Annotated in this window: 12 protein-coding genes; 10 read left to right on the plus strand and 2 right to left on the minus strand. The window is 60.8% G+C overall.

Annotated elements, in window-relative coordinates; genetic code table 11:
- Window positions 1-45 precede the first annotated feature (45 nt).
- From SH664x_RS01785 to nadB, 9 genes are all read left to right on the plus strand, one after another.
- A complete protein-coding gene (locus tag SH664x_RS01785) occupies window positions 46-1,251 on the plus strand; it encodes an NPCBM/NEW2 domain-containing protein (protein WP_437204508.1) in 1,206 nt (401 codons plus the stop codon).
- Complete coding sequence (locus SH664x_RS01790) at window positions 1,248-3,017, plus strand: S1C family serine protease (protein WP_437204510.1); 1,770 nt, start codon at window positions 1,248-1,250, stop codon at window positions 3,015-3,017. Before SH664x_RS01785 ends, SH664x_RS01790 begins: the two co-directional genes overlap by 4 nt.
- Window positions 3,014-4,054: a S1C family serine protease gene (locus SH664x_RS01795; protein WP_437204512.1), complete on the plus strand. Its 1,041-nt coding sequence runs from the start codon at window positions 3,014-3,016 to the stop codon at window positions 4,052-4,054. Before SH664x_RS01790 ends, SH664x_RS01795 begins: the two co-directional genes overlap by 4 nt.
- 15 nt (window positions 4,055-4,069) lie before the next feature.
- Window positions 4,070-6,124 (plus strand): PDZ domain-containing protein, encoded by a 2,055-nt coding sequence (locus tag SH664x_RS01800; RefSeq protein WP_437204514.1) that lies wholly within the window; start codon window positions 4,070-4,072, stop codon window positions 6,122-6,124.
- 217 nt (window positions 6,125-6,341) lie between these two features.
- Window positions 6,342-6,656, plus strand: a complete 315-nt coding sequence (locus SH664x_RS01805) for a (2Fe-2S)-binding protein (protein WP_437204516.1) — start codon at window positions 6,342-6,344, stop codon at window positions 6,654-6,656.
- On the plus strand, window positions 6,643-7,452 hold the full coding sequence (gene proC, locus SH664x_RS01810; RefSeq protein ID WP_437204518.1) for a pyrroline-5-carboxylate reductase: 810 nt from the start codon (window positions 6,643-6,645) through the stop codon (window positions 7,450-7,452). The genes SH664x_RS01805 and proC overlap by 14 nt, the downstream gene beginning before the upstream one ends.
- A 292-nt stretch (window positions 7,453-7,744) precedes the next feature.
- Window positions 7,745-8,008: a hypothetical protein gene (locus SH664x_RS01815; protein ID WP_437207168.1), complete on the plus strand. Its 264-nt coding sequence runs from the start codon at window positions 7,745-7,747 to the stop codon at window positions 8,006-8,008.
- A gap of 131 nt (window positions 8,009-8,139) precedes the next feature.
- Complete coding sequence (locus SH664x_RS01820; protein WP_437204520.1) at window positions 8,140-9,570, plus strand: metal ABC transporter permease; 1,431 nt, start codon at window positions 8,140-8,142, stop codon at window positions 9,568-9,570.
- A gap of 285 nt (window positions 9,571-9,855) precedes the next feature.
- The gene (gene nadB, locus SH664x_RS01825) at window positions 9,856-11,472 is read left to right on the plus strand and encodes an L-aspartate oxidase (protein WP_437204522.1); all 1,617 of its coding nucleotides are present in this window, start codon (window positions 9,856-9,858) and stop codon (window positions 11,470-11,472) included.
- Between the two features lie 44 nt (window positions 11,473-11,516).
- Here nadB and SH664x_RS01830 read toward each other — a convergent pair whose 3' ends face one another.
- Together SH664x_RS01830 and SH664x_RS01835 are read right to left on the minus strand one after the other, a co-directional pair.
- Window positions 11,517-12,584, minus strand: a complete 1,068-nt coding sequence (locus SH664x_RS01830; RefSeq protein WP_437204523.1) for a tRNA dihydrouridine synthase — start codon at window positions 12,582-12,584, stop codon at window positions 11,517-11,519.
- Window positions 12,581-14,602, minus strand: a complete 2,022-nt coding sequence (locus SH664x_RS01835) for an alpha/beta hydrolase family protein (RefSeq protein WP_437204525.1) — start codon at window positions 14,600-14,602, stop codon at window positions 12,581-12,583. Before SH664x_RS01835 ends, SH664x_RS01830 begins: the two co-directional genes overlap by 4 nt.
- A gap of 268 nt (window positions 14,603-14,870) precedes the next feature.
- On the opposite strand from SH664x_RS01835, the gene tdh reads away from it, so the two are divergent.
- Entirely contained in the window at window positions 14,871-15,902 is a 1,032-nt protein-coding gene (gene tdh, locus SH664x_RS01840; protein ID WP_437204527.1) for an L-threonine 3-dehydrogenase, read from the plus strand.
- Window positions 15,903-16,020 lie beyond the last annotated feature (118 nt).

A 16,020-nucleotide genomic window follows, 5' to 3' on the forward strand; every position in this document is an offset into this window, starting at 1 on the left:
CGGCTTCCTGACAGAACGCGGGATCGAATGCAGGAGGAGTAGAACTTGAGGATCGTCTGCCAACTTGCAGTTTGGACTCTGCTGCTCTGTACCACGGTGGAGGCTGGACCTCCGGTCACGTTGACGCTCCTGGATGGAGCCTCGCGCACGGGTGACCTCGAGAAGCTAAGCCCTGATTCTCTCACGCTGGTCGTGGAAGGTGTGGAACAGTCGGTTCCGCTGGATCAGGTGATGGAACTCGATTTCGGTCATGCCGAGAAGCCCCTGGACGGCATCACCACCGGTCTCGTGGATCTCTCCCAGATTCAATCGACTGAGTTCCAGACCGATGGAACCACGGTGACTCTAAGTGCTCCGGGACTGGGGGAACTGTCACTCCCATTGCGACAACTGACCGATGTTCGACTGAAGCCGCTCGATGACAAAATCGCTGCCAGCTGGAAAGAGCTGCGAGCCCGTAACACTCGCGATGATCTACTGGTCTTTCAGAAGGGGGATGTCCTCGACTATGCCGCCGGGTCGATTGCCCGTGTGACCGCAGAAAATGTCGTGCTGCTCGCGCGCGGGAGAGAGTTGTCTGCTCCCCGCGAGCGGGTCTTCGGAGTGGTGTTTGCGTCACGCGGAGCACCGGCCGCAACGGGCAAGGTGCAGCTGCACACGGTGCAGAAGTCTGTGCTGGCGATCACGACCGCGTCGCTTTCGGGGAATGATCTCTCGGTTCAGTCCACGCTGGGGGAACTGAAAATCCCTCTCGATGAAGTCAAATCAATCGACTACGGAGGGGGCCGAATCAAGTTTCTCGCCGACCTGCCCTTTGATTCCACGGAGTCGAAAGCGCCGGGGGCGGATCAATCGGTCGTGTGGTTCGTCGCCCGGAACTCACCCGCCGGAAGCGGGGGACGGCTGCCGTTGCTGATCGGAAAACAGGAATATCGCCGCGGACTCTGGCTGCATTCCGGTGCTGTTTTGCGGTTCCGTTTGAATCGTGAGTTTACCCGGCTGAAGTGCCAGGCCGGGTTTGAGCGAACGCATGTCGTTCAGATGCCCCGGTTCGAGCCGCGCGTTCGTCTGGTTCTGCAGGGAGACGGCAAAGAGCTGTGGTCGAAGGAATTTCTCTGGAGCGATTCGCCTGTTCCGCTGGATGTCGACCTGACGAACGTGCGGGAACTGCTGATCCGTGTGGAGTCCCTGGGGCCGCATGAGGGAGTGCTGGAACATTTCGCACTTGGTGACGCTCAGGTGATTCAATGATCCACGGTCCATCGATCAAAACCACAAGGCCGAGGGAGACCTGCACTCTGGGACTGGGGTTCGTCTTGGGACTGCTGGTTGCCAGCGCGCCGGTCAGTGCCGCGGTAGAGGTTCCCGCAGCAGTTCGGGCTGCGGAGAATGCCCGCATCGCGGTGATGGAGCGAGTTGCTCCGACGGTGGTCGCTATTTTCGCTGCTGGGGGCGAAGGGGGGGGATCGGGTGTCCTGATCGACGCCGATGGCTATTGCGTCACCAATTTTCACGTTGTGATGGGGCAGGGGCCATTCCTCAAGTGCGGATTGAACGACGGCAACATCTACGATTCCGTGCTGGTCGGGATCGACCCGACCGGAGATGTGGCGGTCATCAAGCTGTTGGGTCGGACCGACTTCCCGTTTGCGACGCTCGGTGACAGTGATGCGGTCCGGGCGGGGGATTCCTCCTTTGCGATGGGGAATCCGTTTCTGCTGGCCAATGACTTCCAACCCACGGTGACCGCGGGGATGGTGAGCGGCGTGCATCGCTATCAGTTCCCGGCGGGAACGTTTCTCGAATACACCGACTGCCTGCAGGTCGATGCATCGATCAATCCCGGAAACTCGGGGGGGCCATTATTCAACGCACAGGGAGAGGTCATCGGCATCAACGGACGAATCTCGGTGGAGAAGCGGGGCAAACTCAACGTCGGTGCCGGTTACGCGATCTCGATCAATCAGGTGCTGAATTTTCTCGATCAGCTGAAGAGCGGCCGGGTCGTCGACCATGCCACTCTCGGTGCCACGGTGAGTGCCACCGCTGAAGGGACTGTAGAAATTGCCCGGATCATGGAAAATTCGGAAGCGTACCGCCGGGGTCTGCGCAGGGGAGATGAACTGGTTTCGTTTGCCGGTCGGCCCATCCGCAGCGTCAATCAGTTTAAAAACATTCTGGGGATCTATCCGCAAGGATGGACAATTCCCCTGTCCTATCGTCGCGATGGGCAGCGGCACGATATTCATGTCCGGCTGATGGCATTGCATCGCCGTTCGGAGTTGTTGCAGGGAGAAGATCTCGACGATCGCCCCCCTCCCCCCGGGCCAGAGCCGGAGAAGCAGAAACCCCATGCCGGACCGAAAGTGCAGATTCCTGAACAGTACAAGCATCTGTACGAAGAACGTCGCGGCTACGCGAACTATGCCTTCAACGCGCAGCACCAGCAGCGGCTGCTCAAACTTTTCGGTGACTGGGGAGACTACAGCGGTCGACCGCAAGGCTGGGCGATTGTCGGCACCGTCAACAATTCACCGGCGGAGTTCCGGTTGCAGCCGGATGCTCTCGCGGCCAAAGTCGGCTCCAACCTCTCGTTGCAGAATCCGGCGAAGGAACTGGAAGACCTGCCCGCCAACACGGGCGGGCTGCTGGTGGCCATGGAACAGTTCCGCCACCTGCTGCAGGACCGGGATGATTACTTCACGGAGCTTTATTATCTGGGGAGTGAACCGCTCGACGGAAGCGGTGAGCGGGTCGATGTGCTCGTGACGACCAAAGGGCTTGTCCGGTCGTGCTGGTACTTCCGTCAGCAGACGGGTGAATTGCTCGGCTTTGATACCCTGCTGGAAGAAGACCGGGATCCCTGTCAGGTTCGGTTCTCCGGCATTGCAAAACTCGACAGTCTGACGTTCCCGACCCGCTGGTCGATCCGGCATGCGGATCAGACCTGGGGGGAACTGCAGATCCAGCGTGTGCAGTTCTACACACCGGCGACGGGGGGAGCCTCCGCACCATGAACAGGCGAAGAACACCATCAGGTCGTAGGCTCTGCTGGCTGGCCTTTCTCGGCTGTCTGCTCGTCAACGTGACCTCTGCGCGGGCGGATTCCATCCATCAGACCATCGACACTGTGCAGCAGCGGATGGTCAAACTGTACGGAGCGGGGGGGCTCAAGAATCTGGCCGGCTACGGCACCGGGTTTCTAGTCACTCCACAGGGACATATCGTCACCGCCTGGAGCCATCTGCTTGACACCGAGGCCGTCACGGTCGTGCTGCATGATGGTCGGCGTGTTTACGGAAAAGTGATCGGCACCGATTTTCGCAAAGATCTTGCGGTGCTGAAGATCGAAGGGGAGCAGCTCCCCTGTTTTGATCTGACCCAGACAGGAAGCGTTGGGCCGGGGGCAGCGGTGCTGGCCTTCAGCAACATGTTCCGGGTGGCCGTTGGTGATGAGCCGGTGACGGTCACGCACGGTGTGGTTTCCGCACGGACCGAGTTGTCTGCCCGCCGCGGACGTTATGAAGTTCCGTACTCGGGGCCGATCTATGTGCTCGACGCGGTGACGAACAATCCCGGGGCCGCCGGTGGAGTGCTCACAACCTACGACGGCCGACTGCTGGCGATGCTTGGACGCGAAGTCAAAAGTGACCAGACCAATACCTGGCTGAACTATGCCGTGCCGATTGACGAATTGCGATTGACGGTCGAAGACATCATCGCGGGACGTTTCCAGCGGACCGACCCGTTGACCGAGGGGGACCAGCACCGCGAGAAGAAATACTCGCTGCTGGACTTCGGAGTCGTTCTCGTTCCCGATGTCGTGCAACGGACTCCCGCCTATATTGAAACCGTGGTCGCCGACTCGGAAGCCGCCAGAGCGGGTCTGAAGCCCGACGATCTGATCGTGTTCGCCAATGGAGAACTGGTGAATTCGATTCAATCTCTGGATGGAGTTCTGCAGCGAATGATGGCGGGGGATGACCTGCAACTGATCGTGCGCAGAGACAATGCTCTGGTCTCCGTGACGTTTCGCGTTCCGAAAAAGCCCTGAAGCCGCTGAGGTCGCATGTCTGCTGATTTTTGTTTCTCTGTTGCCACACGGATCGGGAAGGGCGCCGGTTCCGGTATTGCTCCTGCGGCGGGCCATCGGATCGCATCAGCCGTTCCGGCGCACGCAGGTCGATGGCTGCTGGTCGGGCTGATGTGCTGGAGTCTGACCGCCTCGGCCATCGCGGCGGAAGACATCATCGCACTGGAGCAGCTGGCGATTCAGCAGGCTGTCGCTGCGGCCGACCCTTCGGTCGTCCGGATCGAAACCGTCGGCGGGGTCGATCTCGTCGGGGATTTGCTGACAGCGACCGGACCGACAACCGGAGTCATCATTCGGGCTGATGGCTACATCCTGACCAGCCAGTTCAACTTTGTATCACGTCCTTCGTCGATTCTGGTGACGCTGTCGGATGGACGCCGGTTCGCTGCCCAGCTTGTCGCGTCCGACAACTCACGGATGCTGACCCTGTTGAAGATTGATGCCGGAGACCTGACCCCCATTGAGGCTGTTCCTGCCGCGGAGATACGGGTCGGGCAACGGGCCATCGCTCTGGGGCGGGTCTTTGATGAGAAGTTTCCGAACCTGTCGGTCGGCATCGTGAGCGCCCTGCAGCGGATCTCCGGCCGGGCACTCCAGACCGATGCCAAGACATCTCCCATTAACTATGGGGGTCCGTTGATCGATCTGACCGGACGCTGTCTGGGAATTGTGGTTCCCCTCTCTCCGCAGGAAAGTGGCGAGACCGCCGGCGTCGAGTGGTATGACAGCGGTATCGGTTTCGCCGTGCCGCTGAGTGACATGGAACCGGTTCTCGCGCGGCTGCTCGCGGGAGAAACCCTGTTTCGGGGGTTGCTGGGAGTCAGCTTTGAAGATCAGGGAGCGATCAGCGGAGCTGCGAAAGTGATTCGGGTCTTTCCCGATTCCCCGGCCGACAAAGCGGGACTGAAAGTCGATGACGTGATTGTCGCCGTGAACGGCCAACCGGTCCGCAAGCTGAATGACCTCAAACAGGTTGTCGGACGCAAATATGCCAAAGATGAGATCACGCTCCGCGTGCAGCGCGGTGATCAGAACGTTGAGGCGGTCCTGACGTTGGCCGCCGAAATTCAGCCTTATCAGTTTCCGTATCTGGGACTTCTCGCCGAGAGAATGACCGGTGCAGAACAGGGGCCCGTGGCGATCCGCGCCGTGCTGGCCGATTCCCCCGCTGAGAAAGCCGGGATTCAGGCGGGTGACCGGATTCAGAAAGTCGGCAAAGAGGAGGTCCGTACCCGACAGGAGCTGGCGGCTCTCATTCGTCGGCAGCGTCCGGAAACTCCGGTGTCGCTGACGATCCAGCGTGGCGGCGAAGCCCGGGAAGTCGATGCGACACTCGGCACGTTGTCCGAGCTTCTTCCTGAGGAATTCGAACGACAGCTGCTGCGAAGACCGGATCAGGAAGTGACCGCCGCTGTCGGTCGGCTGAACGAGCGGTTGCCGAATGACGGACTCAGCTTCTGGGCCTACGTCCCCGAGAATTACCGCGACGACCGGGAGTGGGGAGTTCTGGTCTGGTTGCATCCGGCCGGCGATACACTGGAAGCAGAAACCCTGCGGGCCTGGACGGACATCTGTCGGGACCGGGGCCTGATTCTCGTCGGCCCCCGCTCGGGGGACATCGGCGGCTGGACTCCGGATCAGGAAGATGCCGTGAAAGGAGTGGTCGAATGGCTGGGTGAACGCTATCGGCTGGACCCCGCGCGGCTGATCGTGATGGGGCGGGAAGACTCGGGGATTTTTGCCTCCCGACTTGCCTTCAAGTACCGCGACCTCGTCCGTGGGCTGATCGTTATTCAGGCGCCGCTGCGCAGCCTGCCTCCCGACAACGCTCCCGAGTTTCCGCTGCAGGTGGTCTTCGCCAGTGCTGTCGATTCGCCGCAGCGGGAAATCATTGACCAGTCGGCCAATGTTTTGCGTGAGCGGAAATTTCCCACGCTGCAGCTTCCCTGGTCGGCCCCGGACAACAACGGCTTCCCTTCAGAGACCGTTGACCGGCTGGCGGTCTGGCTGGATCTGCTCGACCGGATCTGATGGCGTTTGAGATTTGAACGCATCCGCTGCATCACTCTCGGGGAGAGCCTCGGATGGCTGTTTCCCTGGCGAACTGAAGTGGCGGTGCTCAGTCGCGGTACTCAGTCCCGGAACGAACGCATCCTGGGAAGCGGTGTCCTGGCCGCAGTGGTTTGGCCGTCAGGGTCTTTCAGCGCGGTCGCCTCTCCGACGTCTGTGCGATATAACGTGTGATGTTATGGAACTTGATGATCAGGTCTGTTACTGCTTCCACGTCAGCCAGCGGAAAATTCTGAACTTTCTGCGGGTGCGCAAGCCGCAGCGAGCCAGTCAGATCAGTGAATGCGGAGGAGCGGGGACCGGCTGTGGGTGGTGTGTTCCCTATCTGAAGAAGTTTTTTAAGCAGTCCCAGCAGGCATCAGTGGTGGGCGAGGAAACGATCACGGCGGCCGAGTACGAGCGGCAGCGCGCCGCATACATTCTCGCCGGAAAAGGGACGCCCCCCAGCGGAAGTGCAGGCATCAATGCGGAAAGTCGACATGAGTCCGAATAAGGTGGGGTTTATTGGTGCCGGCAAGATGGCGACCGCTCTGGGCCGAGGCTTGATTCAGTCCGGCTTCGCCCGCAAGGAAGACGTGATCGGCAGTGATCCTGTCGCTGCCGCCCGCGACAACTTTGCGGAGTGGACGGGAGCGGCCACGACAACCACAAACCGCGAAGTGCTCGAACAGGCACAGATCATCTTTCTCGCGGTGAAGCCGCAGGGGATGTTGCCGCTGCTGGACGAAGTGGCCGGCGCAGTGAACCCCCGGCATCTGTTCGTGTCGATCGCTGCCGGGATCCCCTTGGCGACGATCGAAGCGCGACTCGGTAGCAGCCGGGTGATTCGCGTGATGCCGAACACTCCCTGTCTGGTGGGTGCCGGGGCCTCAGGTTTCTCTCGCGGACGACATGCGACTGCAGAAGATGCGGAACTCGTTTCCCAGATGCTCTCCACCGTCGGCATCGCTTTCGAAGTGGCAGAGTCGCTGCTGGATGCCGTGACCGGTCTTTCGGGAAGCGGCCCGGCCTACGTCTTTGAGCTGATCGAAGCTCTCAGTGATGGGGGTGTGCTGATGGGGCTTCCCCGCGTGACAGCGACAAAACTGGCCGCGCAGACACTGTTGGGGGCGGCCCGAATGGTGCTGGAGACCGGGGAACATCCGGGACAGCTCAAAGACGCCGTGACGAGCCCCGGTGGAACGACGATTGCCGGACTGGAAGTCATGGAAGCGGCAGGAGTCCGGGGAACGTTGATGAAAACGATTCGGGCTGCGACCGAGCGTTCCCGCGAACTGGGCCGGGGCTAAGGGGCGACGGCTTTCACAACGTCGGCTCCCGGTGGCTGTGCTGCGGGGCGGCAACAGTCGATGCGCGCGCGCCCGGGCTCTGGGTCGCGGTGAACGAGCGCTTCCGACCTGACCTCACGGTCGCCGATCAGGGACGCGGGGCAGACCTCACGGTTCCCTTCGCCCCTGTTTTTCGTGCAATCAGATGGGCATGGCTGGACGGGCACACGATTCGCACGAGGTCCCGGGCGGATTTCAAGCGGGACGTTTCTACAGCAAAAGGGAGTTTTTCATGTCGGCAGCACAAACGGGGATGCGAAGCGGATTTGAGAATGCACAGGCTGATCGTCACGGAGAAGGATGGGTCGCGCGCACGATCGAAGATCAGACAGCGCAGCTACCTTCCGACCTGTTTCTCTGGGCAGCACTCGGATCGATCGGAGGATCATTATTCCTGAAGTTTTCCGGAAGGAATCATGATGCCCTCTTCGTCGGGCAGTGGGCTCCCACGTTCTTAATCCTGGGCCTTTACAACAAATTGGTGAAAGTCGCAGGGTCGGATCAGAACCATCCCTGACAGAGAACGCGCGGCAGCCGGAGCAGGGAGGCTCTGGCGTCGCCTGCTTTTGTCTCATCATCTCGACCACCTGTCGGTAGGATTTCACCGCGGGTCGTGGGCGTTACAATAAGCCCATGAATCCTGTGGCCATGTCCCTGAATGCCCATCTCCCGGCCTTGCTGGCGGCTGCGCCGGAAGGATGGTGGCAGCCTTGGGACACTGCCATCGTCCTGGCTGCGGCCGTCACGGCGATGTCGTGTACGTTGCCGGGAGTCTGGTTGGTTCTCCGCCAGCAGAGCATGATGGGAGACGCTCTCAGCCATACGGCCCTGCCGGGAGTGGTGCTGGCGTTCCTTCTTTCGTATGCAGCGCAGTCCGCGGGATGGATTTCGAGCGAGACCCGGCAGGCGCTGGAACCGTTCATTTTGATTGCGGGGGCTGTCCTGATCGGCATGGCCACCGCGCTGCTGACCGAACTGGTGCAGAAGCTCGGGCGGGTCGAGGGGAGCGCGGCGCTGGGCGTGGTCTTTACGTCGCTGTTTGCACTCGGCCTGCTGTTGATCCGTCTCAAGGCCGATGACATTCATCTCGATGCCGATTGTGTGCTGTTCGGGCAGCTGGAACTGGCGGTGTTCGAGACCGTCCCGCTGTTGGGCATACAAATTCCAATGGCTGTGCTGACCAATGGGGGGCTCCTGCTGGTCAATCTGGTGCTGTTGTTGCTGTTCTATAAGGAGCTGCGGCTGACGGCGTTTGATCCCGAATTTGCCACGGCACAGGGGATCCGTTCCAGTCTCGTCAATTATCTGCTGATGGGGATCACTGCCGCGACGGTCGTCATGGCCTTTGAATCGGTCGGCAGCATCCTGGTTGTTGCCTTGTTGATTGTCCCGACCGCTTGTGCCCTGCTCCTGAGCGATCGACTCTCGGTCATCATTCCGCTCAGCCTGGCGATTGCCGCCTGCAGTGCCTTCGTGGGACGCGTGCTCGCCAAGTCGGTTCCCGAGTTCCTGTTCTCCCGATTGGGTTTTCCTCACGTGAAGGATGCGGGGACTTCGGGAATGGTGGCGGTCGCCTGCGGCCTGTTTTTCGTCGCGGCGTTTCTGTTCTCGCCGGGGAATGGTCTGATCGGGCGGTGGCGAGGGAGGTTGATGCTCACGCTGAAAATGGCCGCCGATGATGTGCTGGCGACGCTGTATCGCTTCGAGGAAAAGTCACGTCCGCAACACGTTCCCCCGGAACAGGTGCGAAAGGAGACCGCCTGGATTGGGCCCCTGCACTGGAAAGTCGCCCTGTGGGATCTGCAGCGGAAAGGACTGATTACGACGGTCGGCGGCCTGCATCTGACTCCATCGGGCAGTGAACAGGCGGCCCAGCTCGTCCGCTCGCATCGGCTGTGGGAAAGTTACATGCAGAAGCACTTCGATCTGCCCGATGACCATCTGCATGAGTCTGCCCACTTCGTCGAGCATTTTCTGGATCAGGATCTCCGCTCGCAGCTGGATGAGGAACTCGATTCCCCGCAGCTGGACCCGCATGGAAAGTCGATTCCCGAGCCCCCAGCGCCGGGCCCGGTTTGATTCGGCGTGGGGGGGGGCGGGCCAGTGTTCCTGCAACCCGAACCCCTGTCTGTCGGGCCGGTCTCTTCACGCGGATGAGGACTTGGCCTGCCCCCGTGGAAGCAGATGCTTTACGATGCCATTGCGGCGCTGGCGAAATGCCTGTTCCGGATTGGCAGGAACGGGGAGTCACCTCGTGAGGCGCGCTGCCACGGCAGGCCGTCCAGCACGCAAATCCGGCCAACACATTTCCTGCCGCGACTTCAGGCCCGTTGTCCGATTGTTGATCACGAACCCGCTCGAAACATGACCAAACTGCATTACCAGCCCCGCCGCCGCTATCTGGCCCGCTTCCATCCCAAGCGGATTCCACATGTGTTCACCGACGTGCTGGTGATCGGCGCGGGGATCGCCGGAGTTCGTGCCGCGCTGGAAGTCGATCCCCGTCTGCGGGCCATTATCGTCACCAAAGATGGGATCAATCTTTCCAACAGCGCCTGGGCACAGGGGGGGATCGCCGGAGCGCTCGATCCGACCGATGCGGTGCAGAATCATGTTGACGATACACTGATTGCCGGAGCGGGACTCTGTAATGAACAGGTGGTGCGGAATGTGGTCCAGGCGGCGCCGCAGCTGATTCGCGAACTGGTCTCGTTTGGCGCCAAGTTCGATCGCAAAGATGGCCGCATCGCGCTGACGACTGAGGGGGGACACAGTCACGCCCGCGTGGCTCACGCGCTCGGCGATGCGACCGGAAAAGAAATTATGCGGGCGCTGATTGAAACCGTCCGCGGTGCGAACTGGATTGATCTCTGGGAGAAGACCTTCACAATCGACCTGCTGACAGATCAGGGGACCTGCAAAGGGGCACTGGTCTGGAATCCGCACCACGGACGGACATTTGTCTGGGCCAAGCAGACGATCCTCTGCACCGGTGGAGCAGGCCGTGTGTATCGCGAGACGACAAATCCCGATATCGCCACCGCCGATGGTCACGCCATCGCGTACCGTGCGGGCGCCGAGCTGCGCGACATGGAGATGATGCAGTTTCATCCGACGGTGCTGTACATCGCCGGGAGTAGTCGGCATCTGGTTTCGGAAGCGGTGCGGGGTGAAGGAGGGAAGCTGGTTGATGTGAATGGCTATGCCTTCATGCAGGATTACGACCCCCGAGGAGAGCTGGCTCCGCGCGACATCGTCAGCCGCGCGATTACCGATCAAATGGAAAAGACCAGGCATTCCTGTGTGTATCTCGATCTGACGTCGGTTCCCCCCAATCATGTGGCCGAGCGTTTTCCGCACATCAGCCAGACCTGCCGTGAATTCGGCCTCGACCTCGCGCGTGACCGCATTCCGGTTCGCCCCGGCGCCCATTACATGGTGGGCGGTCTGACCATCGATCTGGCAGGACAGACCACGCTCCCGGGGTTGTGGGCGGCTGGTGAAGTGACCTCCAGCGGCCTGCATGGGGCTAATCGGCTCGCTTCCAACAGTCTGCTGGAAGGACTGTATTACGGGATTCGAGCGGGGGAAGGTGCCTCGAATCTGGCACTGTCGATTCCCGATCAGTTTCAGGTCCCCTCCATCGAGTCGGAGTGGGCCGGAGAAGTGGCCGATGCCGACGAGCTGAATCTCACCGACCTGTACAATTCACTGAGTGCCATCATGTGGCGGAATGTCGGGATTCGTCGCGATGAAGAGGGGCTGCGGGCTGCGGAGCAACAGGTCGATTTCTGGGATCGTTATGTCTCATTACGGGAGTTTCATTCAGTCGCCGGTTGGGAGCTGCAGAACATGCTGCTGGTGGCCCGGCTGATGATCGAGTCGGCCCGGGCCCGTCGAGAAAGTCGGGGGGTTCACTTCCGCAGTGACTATCCAGCGCCTGACCCGACTCTGGCGGAGCATGTCACCATCACTTCGTGAGGGAATGCATCCGCAGTCTGTTTCCGCCCGGCATGTGATGGTTCTTACCAGAGTTCGTTCGGACCATTGGGGACGCGAATGAGTGCCGTCGCCTGCGTGGCGATCCGCTCTCCCGGTCGAGCGCGGATTTCGCTCGTGATCTCCGCAAACTCGGTCGCCGAAGCAAACGTCCGCAGCCGGTGTTCCAGATCGTCGGGAATTCCGAGCGTCTGCCCGTACCACGCCGCGAACTTGCGAAACAGGAAGCAGCTGTACTCACCGTGCTGTTCGAACATGAACCGAAAGTGATCTTCCAGAAACTGAACTTTCTCGGCGAATGCAGGTGCTGTCTCCGGACGGCCGAGTGTCAGGCTCTGCAGTCGGGCAAAGATCCACGGATCGAGTAACGCTCCTCTCCCGAGTGCGACCGCCTGACAGCCGGTGCTCTGCCGCATGTGCAGGGCATCTGCAGGCGTGCGGACATCACCATTGCCGATAATGGGGATCTGCGAGACCGCAGCGACAACCTGTCCGATGCCGTCGAGGCTCACCCTGCCATGAAACCCCTGCTGCCGGGTCCGTCCATGAATCGTGATGGCAGCGACACCGAGCTGTTCAAATTCCCGTGCGAGGGCCGGTGCGGTGATGTTCTGCGAGTCCCAGCCGAGCCGCATTTTGACCGTCACCGGGATCGAAACAGCCCGCACCAGATCTTCAACGATGCTGCAGGCCCCGCCTGTGTCGCACATCAACCGTGCTCCTCCACCGGAGCCGTTGACCTTCGCCATCGGACAGCCCATGTTGAGATCGATTCCAGCGAACCCCTGGTCCTCCAGCCACTGCGCAGCGGCAATCAGATCAGCCTTGATGCCTGAGAAAATCTGAATCGACAGCGGGGTGTCGTCCGGCGACGTAGCGATCAGCTCCAGCGACTTGGGCCGTTGTGCGCGGAGCAGAGTTGCCTGGACGAGATCTGTTGTGGCCAGCCCTAGCCCGCCGAGTTGCCGGATGGCGCGCCGAAACGCCAGCTGTGTGTATCCCGCCAGTGGAGCCAGGAAGTAGCGGGAGGGCATTCGCCGGTTCCCGATCGTCAGGGGCTCCTCAGCCAGAGCAGGGGGGACGACAGTCGTCATGGGGCGGACTTTGCACTCCGTTGAGCTGTCCCGGCAGCCGGTTCCCAGACTCGCATCGATTTGACCACCCGGACCTGGTGGCCGGCTCCGAGTGTCTCGTACAGCTGCTTGGTCCATTCATATTCTTTCGGCATCTGGCCGATGAATGTGATGGGCCGGGGATACGCCAGCGCCAGATTGTGCGGCAGGTCCCCCGTCCGCAATACTCCCAGAAACTGCGCCGCTTCGGGGTTGGTATGCGTGACCGGCGGATTCGCGAGCACGATCTCCTCAATGGATTGATCGAGCAACGCCGCGTAGATGGCCAGCGGAGCAGTCGCTCCATCTCCATAGACCGCGACGGAGCCGACGCCGGGCTCCCTCCGCAGGATTTCAATTCCCCCGAGCAGGTCGCAGACCTGCCGTTCGGCGAGGGTTTCTCCGAAGAGCGGATAGGTGCGCTGAATCGTCCAGAACAATCCGGGGCCGACGGATGAGGCACCGGTGTTGCGCACCTCGACCACGCCGGTGATGACCTTTGCATCCAGTTGCGGACGGGAGGCTTTGCCTCCACTGGTGGTGGAGCGGTCTTCAGGCTGCGCAGCCAGGGCCAGCGCCGGGAGCGGTTGGGAACTGATCTCGGCAGAACGGGTGGTTCTCACTGCCACCGGAAGAGCATCGCTCCCGTGAAACCAGTGGGTTCCGTAGCGGACGTCGACAGGGAGTGCCCGTCCATCGTCCCGCGACTCATCCAGGAGGGGCCGACTGTCGCTCACCGTTTCCCGAAAGGTGGTCTCCTTCAGCCGCTGGAGAGTCTCGTCCCGATAGTGGATCCACTCAGCCTCGGTGGTGATTGTCGGCAGGGGAGCTTCCGCCAGCAGTCGCTTGTCGACTTCGATGATCCGACCGGTAGGCGAGGAATCCTTGAAGACTTGCAGCTCTGCGATCGGCTCCACCAGTTCGGTGACGTCATCGGTCACCGGCGCGGGGTCGTCTTTCAGGTGAGTGTTGAACCACGTAAAGATCGCCTGCCGCAGTTTGGGGGTGTATCCGTGCGGCGTCGCATCCTCGACGAGATCGAACTGTTCCGGCTTTCCCAGTGCGGCATACTGTCTGCGAATTCTCTGCGCGACATCCCGGTAGCCCGCCGGCCGCCAGAGAATGTCATCTGATCCGGAAGCGATCAGCAGGGCACGGGGAGCGATCAGCGAGCCGATGTCGGGCCAACACCAGCGGTAATAGTTGTTCCAGAAGGCGCAGTCGCAGTGGTTGTCGATGCTCCGATCCGCGACGACCTGCGCAATGCTTCCTGACTGGCAGACGGGGACGACGACCTTCACCCGGACGTCCGCTGCTCCCAGGCACCATGAGATGACTCCGCCGCCGCTGTTGCCCGTGACACCAAAGCGGGTAGCGTCCACGTCCGGCCGGGTTTCCAGATAGTCCAGTGCCCGCATCGCGTTCCAGACTTCAGCACCGGCGGGGGTATAGCCTCGGCTGTGCCAGTCCCAGCGGCCTTGGCGATAGGTCCCGTGATGCTCCCCTTTCGACTCACCCAGCTGGATCGGATCCAGAATCAGCGAGACATAACCGTGCTGGGCAAACCAGCGGGGATGCTTTTGATAGATGGGACTCGCCTTGCCGTACGCGTGCCCGCAGAGATAGAGCACTGCCGGCAGAGGTTTTTCGACAACGGTCGGCCGGTACAGGTTTCCGTAGACGTACACACCCGGCAGAGATTCGAAGGCCAGCTTCTCGATGACATAGCCGTCACGCTGCAGAATGTCGGTGACCTGCACGTTCAACGGAGTCCGCGGTGGAAGCGGAGAGAGTCCCAGCATCTCGCGCCATTGTTTCCGTCGCGTTTCGACACTGGCGGTCCACTCCTCCGGTGACAGAGGAACGGCGAGTGCGCTGCTGGAGATGGCTTTGGCCCGCTGGCGTGCGGAACCGTAGAGCGAGATCCAGTCTTCCCCCTGACTGACGATCGGGACCGTCAGCAGGCAGGCCAGCAGAGACAGGCAGGGGATGAGTCGCATCGTGTCGATCCAGCGAGAATTTTGGGGAGATCATCAGGGGAGTTCCCCTCACTATAATTCACGGCTAATCACTGTCGCCATTGGCCTGTCTCCATTCGGGTTGAAATCCGGCAGGTTATCGCTCTTTGTGCGCTGCGCCGCATTATTTTTGCGGAAATTGGCAACTTGCCGGTGACCCGAACGACGAGGAATTCTATCCTTGCCGTGGCTGTGTTGCCTGATTTTTCGAGCTGTGTCCTCGACGCAGGACAGACATTTAAGGAATGCGATGAAAGCGCTTGTCAAAGCTCAGTCCCAGCCGGGATTGTGGCTGGAAGATGTTCCGGAACCGACGGTAGGCATCAATGATGTGCTGATCCGTGTTGAAAAAACCGGCATCTGTGGGACCGACCTGCACATCTATAACTGGGATGCCTGGGCGCAGAAGACGATTCCCGTCCCGATGGTGGTGGGGCATGAATTCGTCGGTGAGATCATCGAGGTCGGCTCGAACGTCCACGACTTCTACCCCGGAGAAATTGTCAGCGGAGAGGGTCACGTGGTCTGCGGCCATTGCCGGAACTGTCTGGCGGGCCGACGGCACCTTTGTGCCAAGACGGAAGGGATCGGAGTCAACCGCACCGGAGCGTTTGCAGAATACATTTCAATCCCCCAGACCAACGTCTGGCACCACGCACCGGGAATCGATCGCGAGGTCGCCTCGATCTTCGATCCCTTCGGCAATGCGGTGCATACGGCGCTGTCGTTCGACCTGCTGGGGGAAGACGTGCTGATTACCGGTGCCGGGCCGATTGGCTGCATGGCGACCGCTGTCTGCCAGTATGCCGGGGCGCGCTATGTGGTGGTGACGGACGTCAACCCGTGGCGACTGGATCTGGCGAAAAAGATGGGGGCCACGCGGGTGGTCGATGTTCGTCACGAAAAGCTGGCTGACGTGCAGCGTGAACTGGGCATGAAGGAAGGGTTCGACGTCGGGCTGGAAATGTCCGGGAACGCGACTGCCTTTCAGGAGATGCTGGCCAACATGGCACACGGTGGGAAGATCTCGATGCTGGGGATTCCCCCCGGCGCGATTGCCATCGACTGGAACACCGTGATCTTCAATATGTTGACGATCAAGGGAATCTACGGCCGGGAGATGTACGAAACCTGGTACAAGATGACCGTGATGCTGCAGGGAGGGCTGGATATCAAGTCGGTGATTACCCACCGCTATCCGGCTGCCGAGTTCGAGAAAGGGTTTGCCGTGATGAATTCGGGTCAGTCCGGAAAGGTGATTCTCGACTGGACCACTTTCTAACGGGACCCGCTAGAGCAGGTTGCTCTTTCCAGTGCCCCCCCAGCAGGCGTTTCGTGTGATGAAATGCTCAGGTCCGCGTGGCAAGAAGGGGTAGATCAAAAAACAAAAATGCCCTAAC

This window comes from Planctomicrobium aquicomposti (genome assembly GCF_051466325.1).
Lineage (GTDB): Bacteria > Planctomycetota > Planctomycetia > Planctomycetales > Planctomycetaceae > Planctomicrobium.

Excerpts from the sequence above, each read along its gene's own strand:
- SH664x_RS01800 (WP_437204514.1), top strand. The coding sequence starts at position 4,070 with ATGTCTGCTGATTTTTGTTTCTCTGTTGCCACACGGATCGGGAAGGGC.
- SH664x_RS01820 (WP_437204520.1), top strand. The coding sequence starts at position 8,140 with ATGTCCCTGAATGCCCATCTCCCGGCCTTGCTGGCGGCTGCGCCGGAA.
- SH664x_RS01835 (WP_437204525.1), bottom strand. The coding sequence starts at position 14,602 with ATGCGACTCATCCCCTGCCTGTCTCTGCTGGCCTGCCTGCTGACGGTC.
- SH664x_RS01815 (WP_437207168.1), top strand. The coding sequence starts at position 7,745 with ATGCGAAGCGGATTTGAGAATGCACAGGCTGATCGTCACGGAGAAGGA.
- SH664x_RS01795 (WP_437204512.1), top strand. The coding sequence starts at position 3,014 with ATGAACAGGCGAAGAACACCATCAGGTCGTAGGCTCTGCTGGCTGGCC.
- SH664x_RS01790 (WP_437204510.1), top strand. The coding sequence starts at position 1,248 with ATGATCCACGGTCCATCGATCAAAACCACAAGGCCGAGGGAGACCTGC.
- tdh (WP_437204527.1), top strand. The coding sequence starts at position 14,871 with ATGAAAGCGCTTGTCAAAGCTCAGTCCCAGCCGGGATTGTGGCTGGAA.
- proC (WP_437204518.1), top strand. The coding sequence starts at position 6,643 with ATGAGTCCGAATAAGGTGGGGTTTATTGGTGCCGGCAAGATGGCGACC.
- SH664x_RS01805 (WP_437204516.1), top strand. The coding sequence starts at position 6,342 with ATGGAACTTGATGATCAGGTCTGTTACTGCTTCCACGTCAGCCAGCGG.
- SH664x_RS01830 (WP_437204523.1), bottom strand. The coding sequence starts at position 12,584 with ATGACGACTGTCGTCCCCCCTGCTCTGGCTGAGGAGCCCCTGACGATC.
- nadB (WP_437204522.1), top strand. The coding sequence starts at position 9,856 with ATGACCAAACTGCATTACCAGCCCCGCCGCCGCTATCTGGCCCGCTTC.